The organism is Moraxella nasovis (genome assembly GCF_022701215.1).
GTDB lineage: Bacteria > Pseudomonadota > Gammaproteobacteria > Pseudomonadales > Moraxellaceae > Moraxella > Moraxella nasovis.
Genome location: NZ_CP089976.1, coordinates 1437085 through 1453200, shown reverse-complemented (window position 1 = coordinate 1453200; position 16116 = coordinate 1437085). Strand labels below are relative to the sequence as shown.

Sequence of the window (16116 nt, the reverse complement as noted above, 5' to 3'; positions counted from 1 at the left end):
TTCATCTTAACTATGGCACACAGCCTAAAGTTTTTGTATAATAGCTTAAACCCTAATGCACGTTTTGTGCTTTTGAGATTTTATGCAAAGCATTTATCTACTAATCCCACTAAGTTTAATGCTCTTTGTCGTTGCTATCTGGGCAATTGTTTATGCTGTTAAATCAAACCAATTTGAAGATTTAGACAACGCACCAGACCAGATTATCTTAGACGATCGTCAAACTCGCCGACAGGCCCTATCCAATCAGAAACAAAATTAGCCCTTTTTAATCATCACCACTTATTCTACTACATAAGACTTAGTGCGTATTTTCTACCGCCAGAAGTCTAAATTTTATGGGAGAGCTTATCATGTTTATCGCTTTTTTTATTGCTGCCTTAAGTATGGGATTTTTTGGCTCACCGCATTGCTTAGGAATGTGTGGCGGTATCGTTACAGCATTTGGCATCTCAATGCAAAACTACAGCCCAACAAAGCGTCGCATGCTGATTGCCATGTATCATGTTGGCAGACTTTTAAGTTATATGCTGCTTGGGCTTATCGCTACTATCTTTGGTAAAGAATTGCTCGCTCCTTTGCTTAGTGATAACCTAGCACCAAGATTTATCTTAGGCGGGGCTTTGGTATTTGCCGCTCTACTCATGCTTGGCGTGCCTTTTTTAGGCCGTGTTGAAAAGCTAGGCATGGGAATGTGGCAAGCCATGTCGCCTATCCGTGCTAAGGTTTTGCCTCTTGATAACCCCGTTAAGGCAATCTTTGCAGGAATCTTGTGGGGATTTTTACCTTGTGGCTTAGTGTATGGAGCATTAGGCGTGGCAGTTGGCCTATCTACAGCGGGCAGCAGTATGAATGGCGTATTATTCATGCTCGGATTTGGGCTTGGCACGATGCCTGCTCTATTAATGGCAAGCACTACCATAAGATGGTTGCAGCAGCACGTTAAGCGATTTAACTTGCGTCAGTTTAGCGGTGCAGTCTTATTGGTATCAGGGCTTGCTGTAGCATTTGCCATGCCTATTATGCACACTTTGCATGGTGGACACCATCACGGACATGGCGAGCACCACTCTCATGACGATGTATCAGAGCATGGACATCATAGCCATGAACACAATCATCATACCAACCAAGGCCATCATGAGCATATGGGTACAAATCACTCTCACCATTAACCAAATGATGATGCTTTAAAAACAAAAAACGGCAATCTATGCCGTTTTTTGTTAAACTTATAATTATCACAATGTGCCGTATGCTACCAAAGCATTTGCCACTTGGATAAAGCCTGCCACGTTCGCACCTGTCATGTAATCTACCGCATCTTTGGTTGTGCCGTATTTTTCAGCAGCTTCTTTAGCATTGTCATGGATATTTTTCATGATGTTTTGTAGTTTCTCATCTAGCTCGGCAAAGCTCTTATACTCACGCACAGAGTTTTGGCTCATCTCAAGACCAGATACAGCCACACCACCAGCATTAGCCGCCTTACCAGGTGCATACGCCACACCATTATCACGCACGACATCGATAGCTTCAGCAGTCAGTGGCATATTCGCTCCTTCTGCGACATATTTTACGCCAAGTTTCACCAGATGCTCAGCATCTTCTTTACTGACTTCATTTTGGGTAGCACAAGGCAAAGCAACTTGAGCTTCAAATTGCCAAGGACGCTCACCTTCCAACCATTCGCCACCAAACTCTGCCACATAGTCAGCTAGTGCTTTACCGTTGGCTTTATGATTTTTTACCCAGTCAATCTTTTGTTGAGTAAAGCCATCTTTATCCACCAATGTACCTCTTGAATCTGAGAAGGTGATGACTTTACCGCCAAGGTGTAAGGCTTTTTCGGCAGCGTGCTGAGCCACGTTACCTGCACCAGATACCAAAACAGTTTTACCAACGAGCGTGTCATTGTTCACTTTTAGCATATTGTCAAGAAAATACACCAGACCATAACCTGTCGCTTCGGTGCGGATTAAACTACCACCAAAACCGACGCCTTTACCAGTTAATACGCCTTCAAATTCACGAGTTAAGTTTTTATACATCGCAAACATGTAGTTCACTTCACGGCCACCTACACCGATATCACCAGCTGGCACATCCATGTCTTTGCCGATATTTTTATGAAGTTCACGCATGAACGCATAGCAAAAACGGCGAATTTCAGCCTCTGATTTACCTTTAGGGTCAAAATCTGAACCACCTTTACCACCACCCATAGGCAGACCTGTTAAAGCATTTTTGAAAATTTGTTCAAACCCCAAAAATTTTAGCGTGCCTTCGGTTACTGTTGGGTGAAAACGTAAACCGCCCTTATAAGGACCAATGGCATTGCTAAACTGTACACGCCAGCCACGATTCACCTGCACTTCACCTTTATCATTTTCCCAGTTTACACGAAAACTGATGATGCGATCTGGTTCACACAGGCGTTCAAATACCTTGAATTCTTCAAATTTAGGATTGTTGGCATAAGCCTCGCTGATGGTTAATGCAACCTCTTCTACCGCCTGAATAAATTCTGGCTGATGAGCATAGTTTTGTCTTACTTTTTCAATGGCTGATTGAATGGTCATGATACAATCCTTAAGCTTGTTTGATGGATTTAATGGACAAATGATGAAAAATAATAGTGCTTGATGTATTTTATCAAAATAAATGATGAATACATTAGCAAATATAATAATACAGAGATTACACCAAAAATACAAGCGATTATTGTTAGTTTAAATTGATAAATGATATTTTGTTTATCATTATAAATGATTTTAAATATATAACATATTGATTTTTATCATTTAATTTACATAATTCTTTTGATAAGTCTAATAGCAGTCAATTTTTTCACGAAAAACAAAAAAGTTGATTTATAATAGCCTGCAATACACATAACCCAAAAAGTCGCACACTGACCAATCAACGAACAAAAGGATAGTTATGGCTGCTGGCAATTTATTAATGTTACTTGATGACATCAGCGTCATCTTAGATGATGTATCTGTCATGACAAAAGTCGCTGCTAAAAAGACCGCAGGGGTGCTTGGCGACGATCTTGCCTTAAACGCACAGCAAGTATCTGGCGTGCGTGCCGACAGAGAGCTTGCTGTCGTCTGGGCGGTTGCTAAGGGTTCTTTTGTAAATAAGCTCATTTTAGTACCTGCCGCTCTTGTAATCAGTGCTGTAGCTGCATGGTTAATCACACCGCTTTTGATGATAGGCGGGCTTTTCTTATGCTATGAAGGAGCAGAAAAAGTAGTACATCAGTTTGCACCAAACCTACTGCCCCACGATCTCGATGACGAAAAAAAGCACCATGACCGACTAGAAGCAAATGCCCAAAAAGTCGATCTTATCGCCTTAGAAAAAGAAAAAATTAAAGGTGCGATTCGTACAGACTTTATTTTATCAGCTGAGATTGTCGTCATCTCACTTGGAACAATGGCAGCTGCAACACTTGCCGCTAAAGCTGTATCACTGTCGGTTATCGCCATCGTTATGACGGTTGGTGTTTATGGTTTGGTTGGTCTAATTGTTAAGCTAGATGACATCGGTCTGCATTTAACACAAAAGCCAGACACCACAAGCCAAAAACTTGGAGGAGCGATTTTATCATTTGCACCCAAGTTAATGAAGTTTTTGTCAATCGCAGGCACTCTAGCGATGTTCTTAGTTGGCGGTGGCATCTTAGTACATGGCATCGACATCTTACATCATCAAGCACAAGACTTATCGGCACTCTCTGGCATGCTAAGTGGCATTGCCGAGATGCTATATAATGGCACCATCGGACTTATTGCAGGTTTATTGGTATTGGCAGTTATTTTAGGTGGCAAAAAAATCAAAAGCAAAATCTAACAATGGACAGCAAAGCCTTGATTTTCACCAAGGCTTTTTTAATAAATACCATAATCACTACTTATGGCGTTGTTCCACCATCAAAGCATCAATGCCGTTACTTTGAAGTAATCGCATGGCACGGCTTACTTCTTCACGACTGGTCATTGGCAAGGAAATCACTTGATAAAGTGGCTTTTGGGTCTTAGGATCGATACGGCGAACCACCACCGCATCCACGCCTGCCATCAGTACATCGGTTCGGCGTAAATCAGCATCTTCAGCGTTATCATAACTACGAATTTGTAAAATAAACGTAGACTGAGCATCTTGATCTGACGTGCTTGTATTTGCTTGATCGCCATTAGATGTCACATGATCATCTTCTAAGACTGTCGCCACAGGTTCATCATTTGCTTGCTCACTGACTACTGTGTCTGCCGTGTTTTGCGTGCCGCCAAAATCAATCGTCTCATCAGGGGTGCTGCTAAAATCTTGTTTAGGCAGTACATCATAAAATTCATACTCAGACTCAGGATGAGCTGGAGTTGCTATCGGCTCAACTAACTGCTCTGGCTCAGCTTGATCAGCGTTTTGATGATTGCCAAACATCGGCGATAAATACAATAAGATCGCCAATCCAGCCATAACAAATACGCCTGATATTAGCCACACTAGACTGGTTACAGCGTTTTTTTTCTGATTTTCAATGTCTCGATAAACAGCAGAAGGTCGCTTTTTATGGCTCATGATTGTCGCTCCTTACATCGCATCAGGTGCTGATAAGCCCAAAAGCCCAAGACCATTGGCAAGCACTTGCTTGACTGCCAAAGACAGTCTTAAACGTGCTTGCATGAGCGTTATCTCTTCTGCTGTCGCTGCATTGTCAGACAGACCCTTTGGCAAGATTCGATTGTCATTATACCAAGCGTGAAAATCACTTGCCAAGTCTTTTAGATAGTTGGCTAAAATATGTGGTTCACGAGCGTTGGCAGCTTTAACGATGGTTTCACAATAGGCAGACAAACGCTTAATCAGCTCATTTTCACTCTCTAGCGCAAGTAAATGCTGAGCATTTTTTGCCATTTGATCATCAAAGGTAACGCCAAACTTTTCTAGTCTTTCAAACACTCGGCAAATGCGTGCGTGTGCATACTGAATGTAATACACCGCATTATCACGGCTTTGGGACTTGGCAAGCTCTAAATCAAAATCCATGTGTACATTTGGCGTGCGTGCCACATAATAAAAACGCGCCGCATCATTACCCACTTCTTCACGCAATTCACGCAAGGTGATAAACTGCCCACTGCGACTAGACATTGCTACTTTTTCATCGCCACGATATAATGCCACGAACTGCACCAGCATGACTTCTAATCGCTTAGGATCAATACCCATTGCCGATAACGCTGCCTTCACACGAGGGATATAGCCATGATGATCAGCACCCCACACATTAATCACCGTATCAAACCCACGATCAAACTTATCCTTATGATATGCAATATCAGAAGCAAAGTAAGTTAAAAGCCCATTAGCACGCTTAACCACACGGTCTTTCTCGTCACCAAAAGCGGTAGATTTAAACCAAATATTGCCATCTTTTTCGTATAAATACCCATTGGCGTCAAGCACAGCCAGTGCATCATTAATCTTATCTTTTAAGGTTCGTTCTGAATACCAACACTCAAAAGTTACCCCAAATTCTGCTAAGTCTTCTTTGATATCATCTAAGATATGGTTTAACGCAAATTCTAAAAATATCTCATATCCTGCGTCACCAAGTAGGGCTTTCGTGTTTGCGATTAGCCCATCAATGTGTAACTCTTTATCGCCTGATACTTGCACTTTTTCGCCGTCTTGAATCTCAAAAACCGCATCAGCAGGCACATCTTTTATTACATCGCTTATGGCATGGCGGTATTTATCGCCATATTTATCAAACAAAACTTTGCCAAAATCAACGACATAGTCGCCTTGATACGCATTCACAGGAAAGGTAATGGCTTCACCGCACGCCTGCAAGTAACGCAAATAAGTACTGGTCGCCAAAATATCCATCTGACGCCCAGCATCATTCACATAATACTCACGGCACACATCATAACCTGTGGCTTCTAAAAGGTTAGCCACACTCATGCCATACGCTGCCCCACGCCCATGTCCAACGTGTAGGCTTGAAGTAGGATTGGCAGACACAAATTCAACTTGTACTTTTTTACCACTATGGATACAAGACAAGCCAAACTTCTCGCCTTTTGTAAAAATCTCATCTAGCACGGCAAATTTAACATCTAAATTCAAAAACACATTAATAAACCCTGCACCTGCTACATCACACTTTTCAACCAAATCAGACGCATTTAGTCGCACCAAAAATCTTTCGGCAAGTTCACGAGGGTTTTTGCCTGCTTTTTTAGCACTCATCAAAGCAATATTACATGCAAAATCCCCATGGGCTGTGTCTTTGGGTCTGACCAAATTAATCGGAGGGTAAAAATCAGCAGGCAATGTACCTTCAGCTTTTAGCTCGTCTAATGTGGCTTGAAAAAGTTGGGTTAATTGGTTTGTTTTCGGATCGGTTTGGGTTGTCATAGCTTGCCTTATTCGTGCTTTTTGGTTTTAATAAAGAAAACTTTTATTCTAACAAAATTTTTTAATCTTAGGTTAAAATTCGTATAAAAATAGCAAAATCAAGACTGTTTTTGGCTGATTTCACAAAATAGCTCACCGTAAGTTGTGTTATAATGCCAATAAACTTATTTAAAAGAGATTATCATGACCATCTCCGATCAAACCATCACCATGCTTGGGCTGTACGTTTTATTACCCATCTTCATCGCATTCTTATTTTTTATCATGTGGGATATCTCCAAAAAGTCCAATGCAGGCAAGCAAGGAACATTTTGGATTTTTGTGGCATTAGGGGCAGGTTTTATGGGCTTTCTTGCTAAAATTGTGATTGAATTTGTGCTAAAAACTTGGGTTATTTAGGCTTATTTAGGGTCTGTAGTAGATTGTCCTTAAATGCCACACCAGTTTCTTAATACTTTAAGCTGATTATAGGCAGCTAATTATAGGCAAATCTAGTTCAAACAAAACTTTCGTCTTTAATAAATAGATGGAAGTTTTTCTTGTCAATGCCGTTATATTTGCGTAGTGCACGCTTAAGCTTACGATCAAAAGCTTCGGGTGCTAGATGTGATTGGCTCTGTTTTGTTTATCGATAAACTCTTTGAATGATTTGCTCTAAAATGCTTAAAACACTTGCATCTAAAGCATTATAGCTCTTATGGCTATCTGTATAAACACCACGATTAAGTTTACTTAAACTTGTAATGATGGGCATTAGCGTATTACCTTTGTGTCTTTTATCACCATCGCATAAGCTTACCATCACGCTTTAAACCATCATGTCTTAATAAGCCAAATACAGCCGTTTTACCGCCAACACCACGAGACCACGTTTGCCTTGATAAGCACCGCCAAAATAATTTTCAATAAGCTTGATTTTATCCCTTAAAGCGTTGGCAGACTTCTCATGTGTAGCTTTGTTTACTTATGACATGCTCTGGCATAGCTATTCATATGCGTAGCTCTAAGCTTAAACGAAGTTGCCGACAAGTCGCTTACCGCTAACTGGTGCATCACTTGGCGTGATGGCAGATAAGCCATAGTCTTGGCGGATTTTATTATAAATCTCATGCCGCAGCTGACAGCTTTCATTTAAAATATACTGCTCAAAGATACGTTTTGATACCGCAAGTTGTGCCATCTTTGCCAAATTTACAATCACCGTCTGTCTTTTGACCATATTTAGCCAATGACGCTCCATTGGACTTGCTGCCTTAAGAGCCTGCTCCACCAAGTACTTACTGCTACTAATTTCACCTGCAATCAATCCACTTGGGCGAACGATTGTCAGTTGATGTTGCCAAAATGCTTGATAGGATAGCTCAGCAGCGTATAGACAGCGATCCTTAGGCGTGGCAGGATTTGGGTTGGTGTGAATATCCACTATCTCACCTTGGTTTTGACCATATACACCTGTTGATGAGACATAAATCAGATGAGTGTTTGGGGAGTAAACTGATTCGCTGATTGGATGAGCTGTTTTTACATAAGTTTGTAGATAGCCTAAGATGGTGCGTTCGCTTGGGCTTAAAATCACATAAACCACATCAAAACTTTCTTTAAAATCTTCTGTCGTCAAAGTGGCGACATCCTTGATAACTTGGCGTACACCATCAATAGGCTTTTGGCTACGGCTGACAATGGTAACATCATAAGCTGTCTTTAGCATTTTGGCTAATGGCAAGCCCAATTTACCTGCACCGATGATTAAGATTTTTGTCATTATTATTCTAAAACACCTAAAAACTCGCCCAATGACACAAACTTTAAGACGCTTGTCTTAAGCTTAAAAACCAATTTAACAAAATCGCTGCAAATGTCGCTGTGCCAATACCGCCCAGATTAAACTCACCAATCATCAAACCAAAATCACCCGTACCCAAAATGATGGTGATGGCAGCCACCATCAGATTTTTGTTATTGGAAAAATTGACTTGATTATCAATCCAAATTTTTGCCCCAGCAATGGCAATCAGACCAAATACCACGATGGAAGCACCTGTTAATACAGGACTTGGAATGGTCTGAATGATGGCACCAAATTTTGGGGATAAGCCCAAAAATACCGCAAACACGCCTGCAATCACAAAAACAATGGTAGAGTACACACGAGTTACCGCCATCACGCCGATATTTTCGCCATAAGTCGTCATGCCTGTACCACCCACGCCTGCTGATAGGGCAGTTGCTACGCCATCTGCCACAAATGCCCTACCCAAATAAGGGCTTAGGTTTTCACCTGTCATCGCCCCAACCGCCTTGATATGCCCCAAGTTCTCTGCCACCAAGATGAATGCCACAGGGGCGATGATGAGCATGGCATTAACATCAAATACAGGCGATGAAAAACTTGGCACACCAAACCACGCCGCCTGCCCAATGACACCAAAATCAATGGGCGTGCCCAAGCCAAATACATTCGCCACAATGGCATAAATCACGTAAGCTAACACCAAACCAAGCAATAACAGCAAGCGTTGGACAAAGCCACGAGCAAACACCGCAATCACACTCATACAAAGTACGGTAATCAGCGTCATGGTCAATTCAAAAGGCTTGCCTGCGACAGTTGAGACCGTAACAGGGGCAAGATTTAGACCGATAATCATCACCACCGCCCCCGTTACCACAGGTGGCATCAGATTCTCAACCCAGCGAGTGCCTGTCGCCATCACCACAAGACCAATCAAGGCATACAGCACACCGCAAGCAATAATACCGCCCAATGCCACCGCCAAATTTGGATTTGCCCCAGAACCTGTGGCGTGTGCTGTCGCTGCTGCCACCACGCCAATAAAAGCAAAGGACGAGCCAAGATAGCTTGGTACTCGCCCACCTGTCATCACAAAAAATAAAATCGTACAAATACCGCTCATCATGATGGCAAGGTTGGCATCAAATCCCATCAATAAAGGTGCTAGCACGGTCGCCCCAAACATCGCAAGCACGTGCTGAATGCCAAGCATGACACTTTGTCCTATGGGCAGATATTCATTTGTCGCCACAGGTTCTTTGTTTAAATCGCCTGCATAAGGTCGCCATGTTGCAAACCAACTCATTTTAACACCTGCTTATTCGTCTATTGGGATATTTTTGATTGTTTTGTATTATAGCTTTTATTGGCAAAATTATGAATAGATTTGACCAACTTTTCGTGTCCTGCTCGCTTTTTGATTTTATGGCTTTCATTACCCTTTATCGCCCATTGCCTTTCATTGCCTTATGATGGCTTTGATGGCGATAAAGACACAAGCAATCGCACATTTTATCATTCCTACCATCATCAATCCCATAATCAATTCATCAATCCAATTTTTAGCCCAAATATCCTTGACACAAAAAATCTCTCACGATACGATAAATAAAATACTAAGCACACTGATTGGCTTGATGGCAGCCATCGCCATCTTAGTTAATTTATTTATCATCTTAGTTAATTTTATTTGAACAACACCTTAATCTTAACAACACCTTAATCCATCAGTCATCATCAAAGGCAAATCTTGTGTCTTATCTTTCAACGAATAAAGACTTTTATTTATATCAACTCTCCGAGACGCTCCTTAATACTACCATCAAAACCATTGGCATTGTATTTGCGTGGCTGATGATCAATACGCTACATCTATCACAGCCTTTGGGGGTGTTTATTAGCATTTCTTGGGCGTGTCAAGTGGTGTTTTTGTTGTTGTTTTCTTATTTATCAAGCAAACGTCATCTCAACCACAAAAAGCTCTTATTGGTTTTTTGTGGTTTATCAAGCCTAGGATTGGCAGTATTATTTCGCCATGATAACCATCTGATTTTTGGTATCATTTTTATCATCACGTCTATTTTTTTCTATCATTTTAACTCCCATCGGCACAAGCCTTGTGAACGAGCTGTACCAAGATGACAACAAAAGTGGCGGATTTAAAATGCGTGGCTTTGTCAATTCTATCAACACCATCTTATCACCCATCATCTCTGGATTTTTGATTTATTATTTTGATACCTTGACCATTTTAAGTCTCTGCCTTGGGCTGTCTGCGGTCAGTTTTTTATTGTTTTATCACATCAACTTATCACACCCAAAGACAGCACAAGTGCATTCGCAATCGCATACGAACACGAACACCCTAAGCATACTACTTTTCAACCCCATTGAACGGCTGATGGTCGCCATATCCGCTCTTGCCAACTTCATCATCACCCCGCTGATAGCGTATGTCATTCCCTATCAAATCGCCCACACCTTCAAATTATCCGCCTTTTATATTGGCATTGGCGAAGGGGCGTTTGGTCTTGGCATGATTATTGGCAGTGTGTTTTTGATAAAAATATTAAATCAAAAAATTGGCAATCATCGCACCACATCTGCCAGTGTCTTTTTTGTGGCTTTTGGGGTGTGGCTTGGCACAAGTGAGCATTTTATGGTGTTTTTGTTGGCTTTGATGATGATTGGCATGGGCGTTGTGATGTTTAATATCAACAGCACGCACATTCGCTCAACCGCCACCCCCAAAGACATTCGCCAAAGTTTTGAATTCATCTTTTTGGCGGTGTGTATCGTATTTGTGCCATTGGGCGTGCTATTGACCACATGGGTCATTGATGGGGGCTACTTGACTGCCTTTTATGGAGCAATCAGTGGTGTTTTGGTGATATTGACATTCACGATACTGTATCATCAAGCCATCAAAAACATCTACACAATTGACGATAAAAAACTAGATGGCTACTATCAAGTCATTTATCAAAAAATTTATGAGCCAAACCCAAGTCAGTCGTTGCCCCTATAAAGACCAAACCTACATCACGATTGGTTAAGCCAGCAACACTATAACTCTTTAAATAAACTCTTTAAATAAATTTACCAAACCCGATATAAATCTTATTTTTAACCAACAAACCTTTATCAAAACAGCGTTTTAGGCTATAATTGACAGTTTTAATAATAATTTAGCCAATTTACTGATGACATCGCCATGACCGACCAAAAAAACACCCCACAAACAGATTATAAAGCCACCTTAAACCTTGCCGACACGCCTTTTCCCATGCGAGCTGACCTTGCCAAACGTGAACCAAAATGGCTTGACGCTTGGGAAAAAGACCGTCTTTATGACAAAGTACGCACCGCCAAAAAAGGCCTGCCAAAATATATCCTACACGACGGCCCGCCGTATGCCAACGGTCAGATTCATTTAGGTCATGCCGTTAATAAGGTACTAAAAGACATCATCACTAAATCTAAGAACCTATCTGGATTTGATGCTGTATTTGTACCAGGATGGGACTGTCACGGACTGCCGATTGAACAAAAGGTTGAACAAAAAGTAGGTAAAGTCGGTCAAAAAGTTGATGCGACCGAATTTCGCCGCCTATGCCGTGACTACGCAAAAAGCCAAGTTGAACTGCAAATGGCTGATTTTAAACGCTTGGGGGTGCTTAGCGATTGGGATAATCCGTATCTTACCATGAATTTTTCCCAAGAAGCGAACATCGTGCGAGCCTTAGGCAAAATTTATGACAACGGTCATATCGTGCGTGGGCTAAAGCCTGTCAACTGGTGCTTAGACTGTGGCTCTGCTCTTGCCGAAGCGGAAGTAGAATACCAAGATAAAGCCTCTGACGCCATTTATGTGGGCTTTGACATTGTCAATAAAGATGCTTTGCCCGCCCTAAAAGATATTGATGGCAACGTGCAAGCGGTGATTTGGACAACGACCCCTTGGACACTGCCTGCCAACCAAGCAATTACCGCCCATGCCGACTTTGATTATGCGGTTATCAAAGGCGAAAAAGTCGCCCCATTTGCCATGCCAAGCGAACTTGAAAGCGACAACTTTTTATTAAAAACCCTAAGCAAAGCCGACAAAGAAGCGTTATTTAACAAAGCCAAAGACCCTACCATTTGGGAGCTAATGCCAGAAAAACGCCATTTGCCAGAAGTGTTTGAGCCGTTTTTTGATAAAGCGGTGAAAGAAAAAGCTTTTGCCATTATCCATAAAGCCACAGGCGAGATTGTCGGCACGACCCGTTTTTATGATGACAATCCTGCCACAAGCACCGTTGGCATTGGCTTTACCTTTATCACGCCTGCATTTTGGGGAACAGGGGCAAATGGCGAAATCAAACAAGCCCTGCTTAATTACGCCTTTAAACACCGCAACACGGTGCGTTTTCAAATTCATCAAGGTAACGAACGCTCCAAAAAAGCCGTACAAAACATCGGTGGCGTGTATCAAAAAGACGTAGAAAATGAACATGGCAAAAAGTGGCATTATACGATTGATAATCCTATGCCAATCGCTCAAACGGCAAGTTTTATCGTGGCTCATGACTTGGTGGATGATTTTGCCAAAAATATCGGTTTGCAAAATGTAGAAATTTTGGCGACTGTTAAGGGGAGCGATTTAAGCACCCTAAAAGCCCAGCACCCACTTATTAACGAACGTCAAGTACCAATCATCACAGGCGACCACGTTACCGCCGACAGCGGTACAGGGCTTGTGCATACCGCCCCTGCACACGGTGTGGACGATTATAACGTGGGGCGTGCCAACAATCTACCGACCGAAAATCCCGTTGGTGGTAATGGCGTGTATCTGGACGAGGCGAAAGTCTTTGTCGGTGAGCATATTTATAAGGCACAGCCAAAAATCATTGAAACGCTGGCACAGAGCGGACACCTACTCAATCACACCAAAATCACTCACAGCTATCCGCACTGCTGGCGACATAAGACACCAATTATCTTTCGTGCCACGCCACAGTGGTTTATCAGCATGGAAAAATTAGGACTTCGCCAAAACGCCCTAGACGACATTAAAAATGTTAAATGGACGCCCGCTTGGGGACAAAACCGCATTGAAGCGATGGTTTGCGACAGACCAGACTGGTGTATTAGTCGTCAGCGTACATGGGGTGTGCCAATCGCATTTTTCACCCATAAAGACACTCATGAACTACACCCACGCACAAGCGAACTCATCGAAAAAGCCGCGTGCATGATTGAAAAAGGCGGGGTTGAAGCATGGTTTGAAGCCACTGCCGAAGATTTCTTAGGTGAAGAAGCTGCCAACTACCATAAGGTGACCGACACGCTTGATGTGTGGTTTGACTCAGGGACGACGCATTTTGCTGTATTAGAACAAAACAACGATCTGCAAAGCCCTGCTGATCTATATCTAGAAGGTAGCGATCAGCATCGTGGCTGGTTTCAGACATCACTACTTACAAGCGAAGCTATTCATGGCAGAGCTCCATTTAAGCAAGTCTTAACGCATGGCTTTGTGGTGGACGAAAAAGGTCGCAAGATGAGTAAGTCGCTCGGTAACATCATCGAGCCACAGCGTGAAATCGATAAAACAGGAGCGGATATGCTCCGCTTATGGATTGCTTCTGCTGATTATCGCTATGAGATGAGTGCTGGCGAGAAAGTATTTAAAGGGGCGGTTGATAGCTACCGCCGTATCCGTAATACAGTGCGTTTCTTATTAGCAAATACGAGCGACTTTAACCCTGCAACTGACAGCATTGCCTTTGACGAGCTGGTCAGCCTTGATAAGTTTATCCTAAAACAAGCCAAAGACACCCAAAATACCATCATCGCCGCTTATGATGAGATGGAATTTCACCAAGTCGTACAGGCGATTGGTATGTTTTGCTCACAGTCTTTGGGCGGGTTTTATCTTGACATCATCAAAGACCGCACTTACACCACTCGATCTGATGGTAAAGCACGCCGTTCTGCACAGACTGCTCTTTACCATATCGCCCAAGCCCTAGTGCGTTGGATTGCTCCAATTTTGCCATTTACCGCCCAAGAAATGTGGGAATTCATTCGTGATAATGACGCTGATCAAGAGTACATTTTTACCCAAAACTGGTATGACATTCCAGCACCTGCCTTAACTGATGTTACCGAAAGCGATTGGCAAGCGATTTTGGCGGTAAAAGACCTAGTCAATAAAGCAATAGAAGACGCACGCTCTGATGGCATTGTCACCAGCAATCTTACCGCACATGCCACCATTCATGCTGATGGCGATACCTTTAACGCCCTAGCTAAGCTTGGCGATGAAGCAAAATTTGTATTCATCACCAGTGGCGTAAGCCTAGCCCAAGGTAAAGCAGCCATCAGTATCACGCCTGCTGACGGCAGTAAGTGCGTACGCTGCTGGCACATCACGGACACCGTTGGGACAGATAGCGAACACAGCGACATTTGCACCCGCTGTGCTACGAATGCCTTTGGTGATGGGGAATTGCGTTATTATGCCTAATGTTACACCAAGTCTAACACTAAATGGCAACCGAGCAGTAAGCTACTATGTGCTTGCTGCTGTGGTCTTTGTCATCGATCAGCTAACCAAGTATTTTTTTAATCACAGCTTTGAGCTTGGTGAGACAGTGAGCGTCATTAGCCCCATACTAAACTGGACGCTGGCTTATAATTATGGAGCGGCATTTAGCTTTCTAGCTGATCAAGGCGGTTGGCAGAAATATTTTTTTGCAGGACTAAGTGTAATTGTCTCCATCTTTATTATCATCTATCTGCGTAAAGTCCCAAAAGTCGCCACATGGCTATCGCTTGGATTAGCCTTAGTTCTTGGCGGCGCGATTGGCAATATGGTTGATCGATTCATACATGGCTATGTGATTGATTTTATTCATGTTCATTATGCAGATGTGTGGCATTATCCGATATTTAATATAGCAGACATGGCAATCATGGGCGGCATGGGGCTTGTGCTAATAGATATGCTGTTTTTTGAGAACAAGCGAAAGCCGTAAAGCCATGATGAAATTTAACCCCCATCAAAGTTATTTATTCGTGCCTGCCACGCACTTAGATCGCATGACTAAGGCTGCAGGCAGTGGTGCTGATGCAATAATCATCGATCTAGAAGATGCGGTCAGTCATGACATAAAAGACGATACTCGCAAAAAACTTTTGGCGTTCTTAGATAACTGGGATTGGGATAGTTTTTCTAGCATTTATCTACGCATTAATGCACCAAACCATGCAGATGATTTGTCATTTGCTAAAGACATCACCCTGCTAAATAAGCTACCACTGTTTGGCGTTATCTTACCAAAGGTAAAGAACGCCGACATGGTAGCACAGCTCGCCAAACAGACCGACAAGCCCATCATTGCGATGATTGAATCTGCGACAGGCATCCTAAACCTATCCAAGATTGCTGGCGTACAGGGGGTTTTTGCGTTAAGCTATGGCTGCCTGGATTTGCTAAATTCACTTGACATAAGCTTTGGCACTTGTGCTGGACAAGTTATGATGGATAAGATTCGTTGCGATCTTATCTTACATTCTGCCGCTAATAACCTACACGCTCCAATAGAAACCATCTATCCTAATTTTCATGATGAAGCGGGCTTTATAAAGTTTAGTCGTCATGCTTGGGCGTTTGGCTTTGGCGGTCAGCTACTCATTCACCCAAGGCAAGTAACTGCCATCAAGGACTTAGCAATCAATCCAAAACAGCTTGATTTTGCCAAAAAGGTGTACGATACTTACCTTAAAACAGGGCAAGTGGTCTTTGCCGTTGATGGTCAGATGGTGGATATGCCTGTTATCACATGGGCAAAAAAACTACTTGGCTTGCAATAATACAACTTAGATGTCGGTGT

15 protein-coding genes are annotated in these 16116 nt (G+C 42.5%); 10 read left to right on the top strand and 5 right to left on the bottom strand.

Going from position 1 to position 16116, the window contains the following annotated elements; genetic code table 11:
• Positions 1-82 precede the first annotated feature (82 nt).
• Positions 83-262 carry a cbb3-type cytochrome oxidase assembly protein CcoS gene (gene ccoS / locus LU293_RS07080; protein ID WP_242746770.1) on the top strand — a complete coding sequence of 60 codons (180 nt, stop codon included), beginning with the start codon at positions 83-85 and terminating at the stop codon, positions 260-262.
• A 91-nt stretch (positions 263-353) separates the two neighbouring features.
• Complete coding sequence (locus tag LU293_RS07075; RefSeq protein ID WP_242746766.1) at positions 354-1175, top strand: sulfite exporter TauE/SafE family protein; 822 nt, start codon at positions 354-356, stop codon at positions 1173-1175.
• A gap of 66 nt (positions 1176-1241) precedes the next feature.
• Here LU293_RS07075 and gdhA read toward each other — a convergent pair whose 3' ends face one another.
• On the bottom strand, positions 1242-2582 hold the full coding sequence (gene gdhA / locus LU293_RS07070) for an NADP-specific glutamate dehydrogenase (protein WP_242746763.1): 1341 nt from the start codon (positions 2580-2582) through the stop codon (positions 1242-1244).
• 361 nt (positions 2583-2943) lie between these two features.
• On the opposite strand from gdhA, the gene LU293_RS07065 reads away from it, so the two are divergent.
• Positions 2944-3861, top strand: a complete 918-nt coding sequence (locus LU293_RS07065; RefSeq protein WP_242746760.1) for a DUF808 domain-containing protein — start codon at positions 2944-2946, stop codon at positions 3859-3861.
• 57 nt (positions 3862-3918) lie between these two features.
• Here the strand turns inward: LU293_RS07065 and LU293_RS07060 are convergent, their stop codons facing one another.
• Both LU293_RS07060 and argS read right to left on the bottom strand, forming a co-directional pair.
• Positions 3919-4590 carry an SPOR domain-containing protein gene (locus LU293_RS07060; protein ID WP_242746758.1) on the bottom strand — a complete coding sequence of 224 codons (672 nt, stop codon included), beginning with the start codon at positions 4588-4590 and terminating at the stop codon, positions 3919-3921.
• A gap of 12 nt (positions 4591-4602) precedes the next feature.
• On the bottom strand, positions 4603-6438 hold the full coding sequence (argS, locus tag LU293_RS07055) for an arginine--tRNA ligase (RefSeq protein WP_242746756.1): 1836 nt from the start codon (positions 6436-6438) through the stop codon (positions 4603-4605).
• Between the two features lie 183 nt (positions 6439-6621).
• On the opposite strand from argS, the gene LU293_RS07050 reads away from it, so the two are divergent.
• Positions 6622-6837, top strand: coding sequence for a DUF2788 domain-containing protein (locus LU293_RS07050; protein ID WP_242746754.1), 216 nt, complete (start codon positions 6622-6624; stop codon positions 6835-6837).
• A gap of 610 nt (positions 6838-7447) precedes the next feature.
• On the opposite strand, the gene LU293_RS07040 is transcribed toward LU293_RS07050, so the two are convergent.
• Both LU293_RS07040 and LU293_RS07035 read right to left on the bottom strand, forming a co-directional pair.
• On the bottom strand, positions 7448-8200 hold the full coding sequence (locus LU293_RS07040; RefSeq protein WP_242746752.1) for a Rossmann-fold NAD(P)-binding domain-containing protein: 753 nt from the start codon (positions 8198-8200) through the stop codon (positions 7448-7450).
• A gap of 43 nt (positions 8201-8243) precedes the next feature.
• Entirely contained in the window at positions 8244-9536 is a 1293-nt protein-coding gene (locus LU293_RS07035; protein WP_242746750.1) for a solute carrier family 23 protein, read from the bottom strand.
• Positions 9537-9711: 175 nt separating this feature from the next.
• Between LU293_RS07035 and LU293_RS07030 the strand changes: the two genes are divergently transcribed.
• The 6 genes from LU293_RS07030 to LU293_RS07005 all read left to right on the top strand — a co-directional run bounded on the left by LU293_RS07030 (position 9712) and on the right by LU293_RS07005 (position 16096).
• Positions 9712-9924: a hypothetical protein gene (locus LU293_RS07030; protein ID WP_242746748.1), complete on the top strand. Its 213-nt coding sequence runs from the start codon at positions 9712-9714 to the stop codon at positions 9922-9924.
• Between the two features lie 58 nt (positions 9925-9982).
• Entirely contained in the window at positions 9983-10372 is a 390-nt protein-coding gene (locus tag LU293_RS07025; protein ID WP_242746746.1) for a hypothetical protein, read from the top strand.
• Positions 10350-11258, top strand: a complete 909-nt coding sequence (locus LU293_RS07020) for an MFS transporter (protein ID WP_242746744.1) — start codon at positions 10350-10352, stop codon at positions 11256-11258. The genes LU293_RS07025 and LU293_RS07020 overlap by 23 nt, the downstream gene beginning before the upstream one ends.
• A gap of 186 nt (positions 11259-11444) precedes the next feature.
• On the top strand, positions 11445-14747 hold the full coding sequence (gene ileS / locus LU293_RS07015) for an isoleucine--tRNA ligase, N-acetyltransferase domain-containing (RefSeq protein WP_242746743.1): 3303 nt from the start codon (positions 11445-11447) through the stop codon (positions 14745-14747).
• Positions 14740-15258: a signal peptidase II gene (gene lspA, locus LU293_RS07010; protein WP_242746741.1), complete on the top strand. Its 519-nt coding sequence runs from the start codon at positions 14740-14742 to the stop codon at positions 15256-15258. The genes ileS and lspA overlap by 8 nt, the downstream gene beginning before the upstream one ends.
• Positions 15259-15262: 4 nt before the next feature.
• Positions 15263-16096, top strand: coding sequence for an HpcH/HpaI aldolase/citrate lyase family protein (locus LU293_RS07005; protein ID WP_242746738.1), 834 nt, complete (start codon positions 15263-15265; stop codon positions 16094-16096).
• Positions 16097-16116 lie beyond the last annotated feature (20 nt).

Coding starts and splice junctions, on each gene's coding strand:
- ccoS (WP_242746770.1), top strand. CDS start 83: ATGCAAAGCATTTATCTACTAATCCCACTAAGTTTAATGCTCTTTGTC.
- LU293_RS07075 (WP_242746766.1), top strand. CDS start 354: ATGTTTATCGCTTTTTTTATTGCTGCCTTAAGTATGGGATTTTTTGGC.
- gdhA (WP_242746763.1), bottom strand. CDS start 2,582: ATGACCATTCAATCAGCCATTGAAAAAGTAAGACAAAACTATGCTCAT.
- LU293_RS07065 (WP_242746760.1), top strand. CDS start 2,944: ATGGCTGCTGGCAATTTATTAATGTTACTTGATGACATCAGCGTCATC.
- LU293_RS07060 (WP_242746758.1), bottom strand. CDS start 4,590: ATGAGCCATAAAAAGCGACCTTCTGCTGTTTATCGAGACATTGAAAAT.
- argS (WP_242746756.1), bottom strand. CDS start 6,438: ATGACAACCCAAACCGATCCGAAAACAAACCAATTAACCCAACTTTTT.
- LU293_RS07050 (WP_242746754.1), top strand. CDS start 6,622: ATGACCATCTCCGATCAAACCATCACCATGCTTGGGCTGTACGTTTTA.
- LU293_RS07040 (WP_242746752.1), bottom strand. CDS start 8,200: ATGACAAAAATCTTAATCATCGGTGCAGGTAAATTGGGCTTGCCATTA.
- LU293_RS07035 (WP_242746750.1), bottom strand. CDS start 9,536: ATGAGTTGGTTTGCAACATGGCGACCTTATGCAGGCGATTTAAACAAA.
- LU293_RS07030 (WP_242746748.1), top strand. CDS start 9,712: ATGGCGATAAAGACACAAGCAATCGCACATTTTATCATTCCTACCATC.
- ileS (WP_242746743.1), top strand. CDS start 11,445: ATGACCGACCAAAAAAACACCCCACAAACAGATTATAAAGCCACCTTA.
- lspA (WP_242746741.1), top strand. CDS start 14,740: ATGCCTAATGTTACACCAAGTCTAACACTAAATGGCAACCGAGCAGTA.
- LU293_RS07005 (WP_242746738.1), top strand. CDS start 15,263: ATGATGAAATTTAACCCCCATCAAAGTTATTTATTCGTGCCTGCCACG.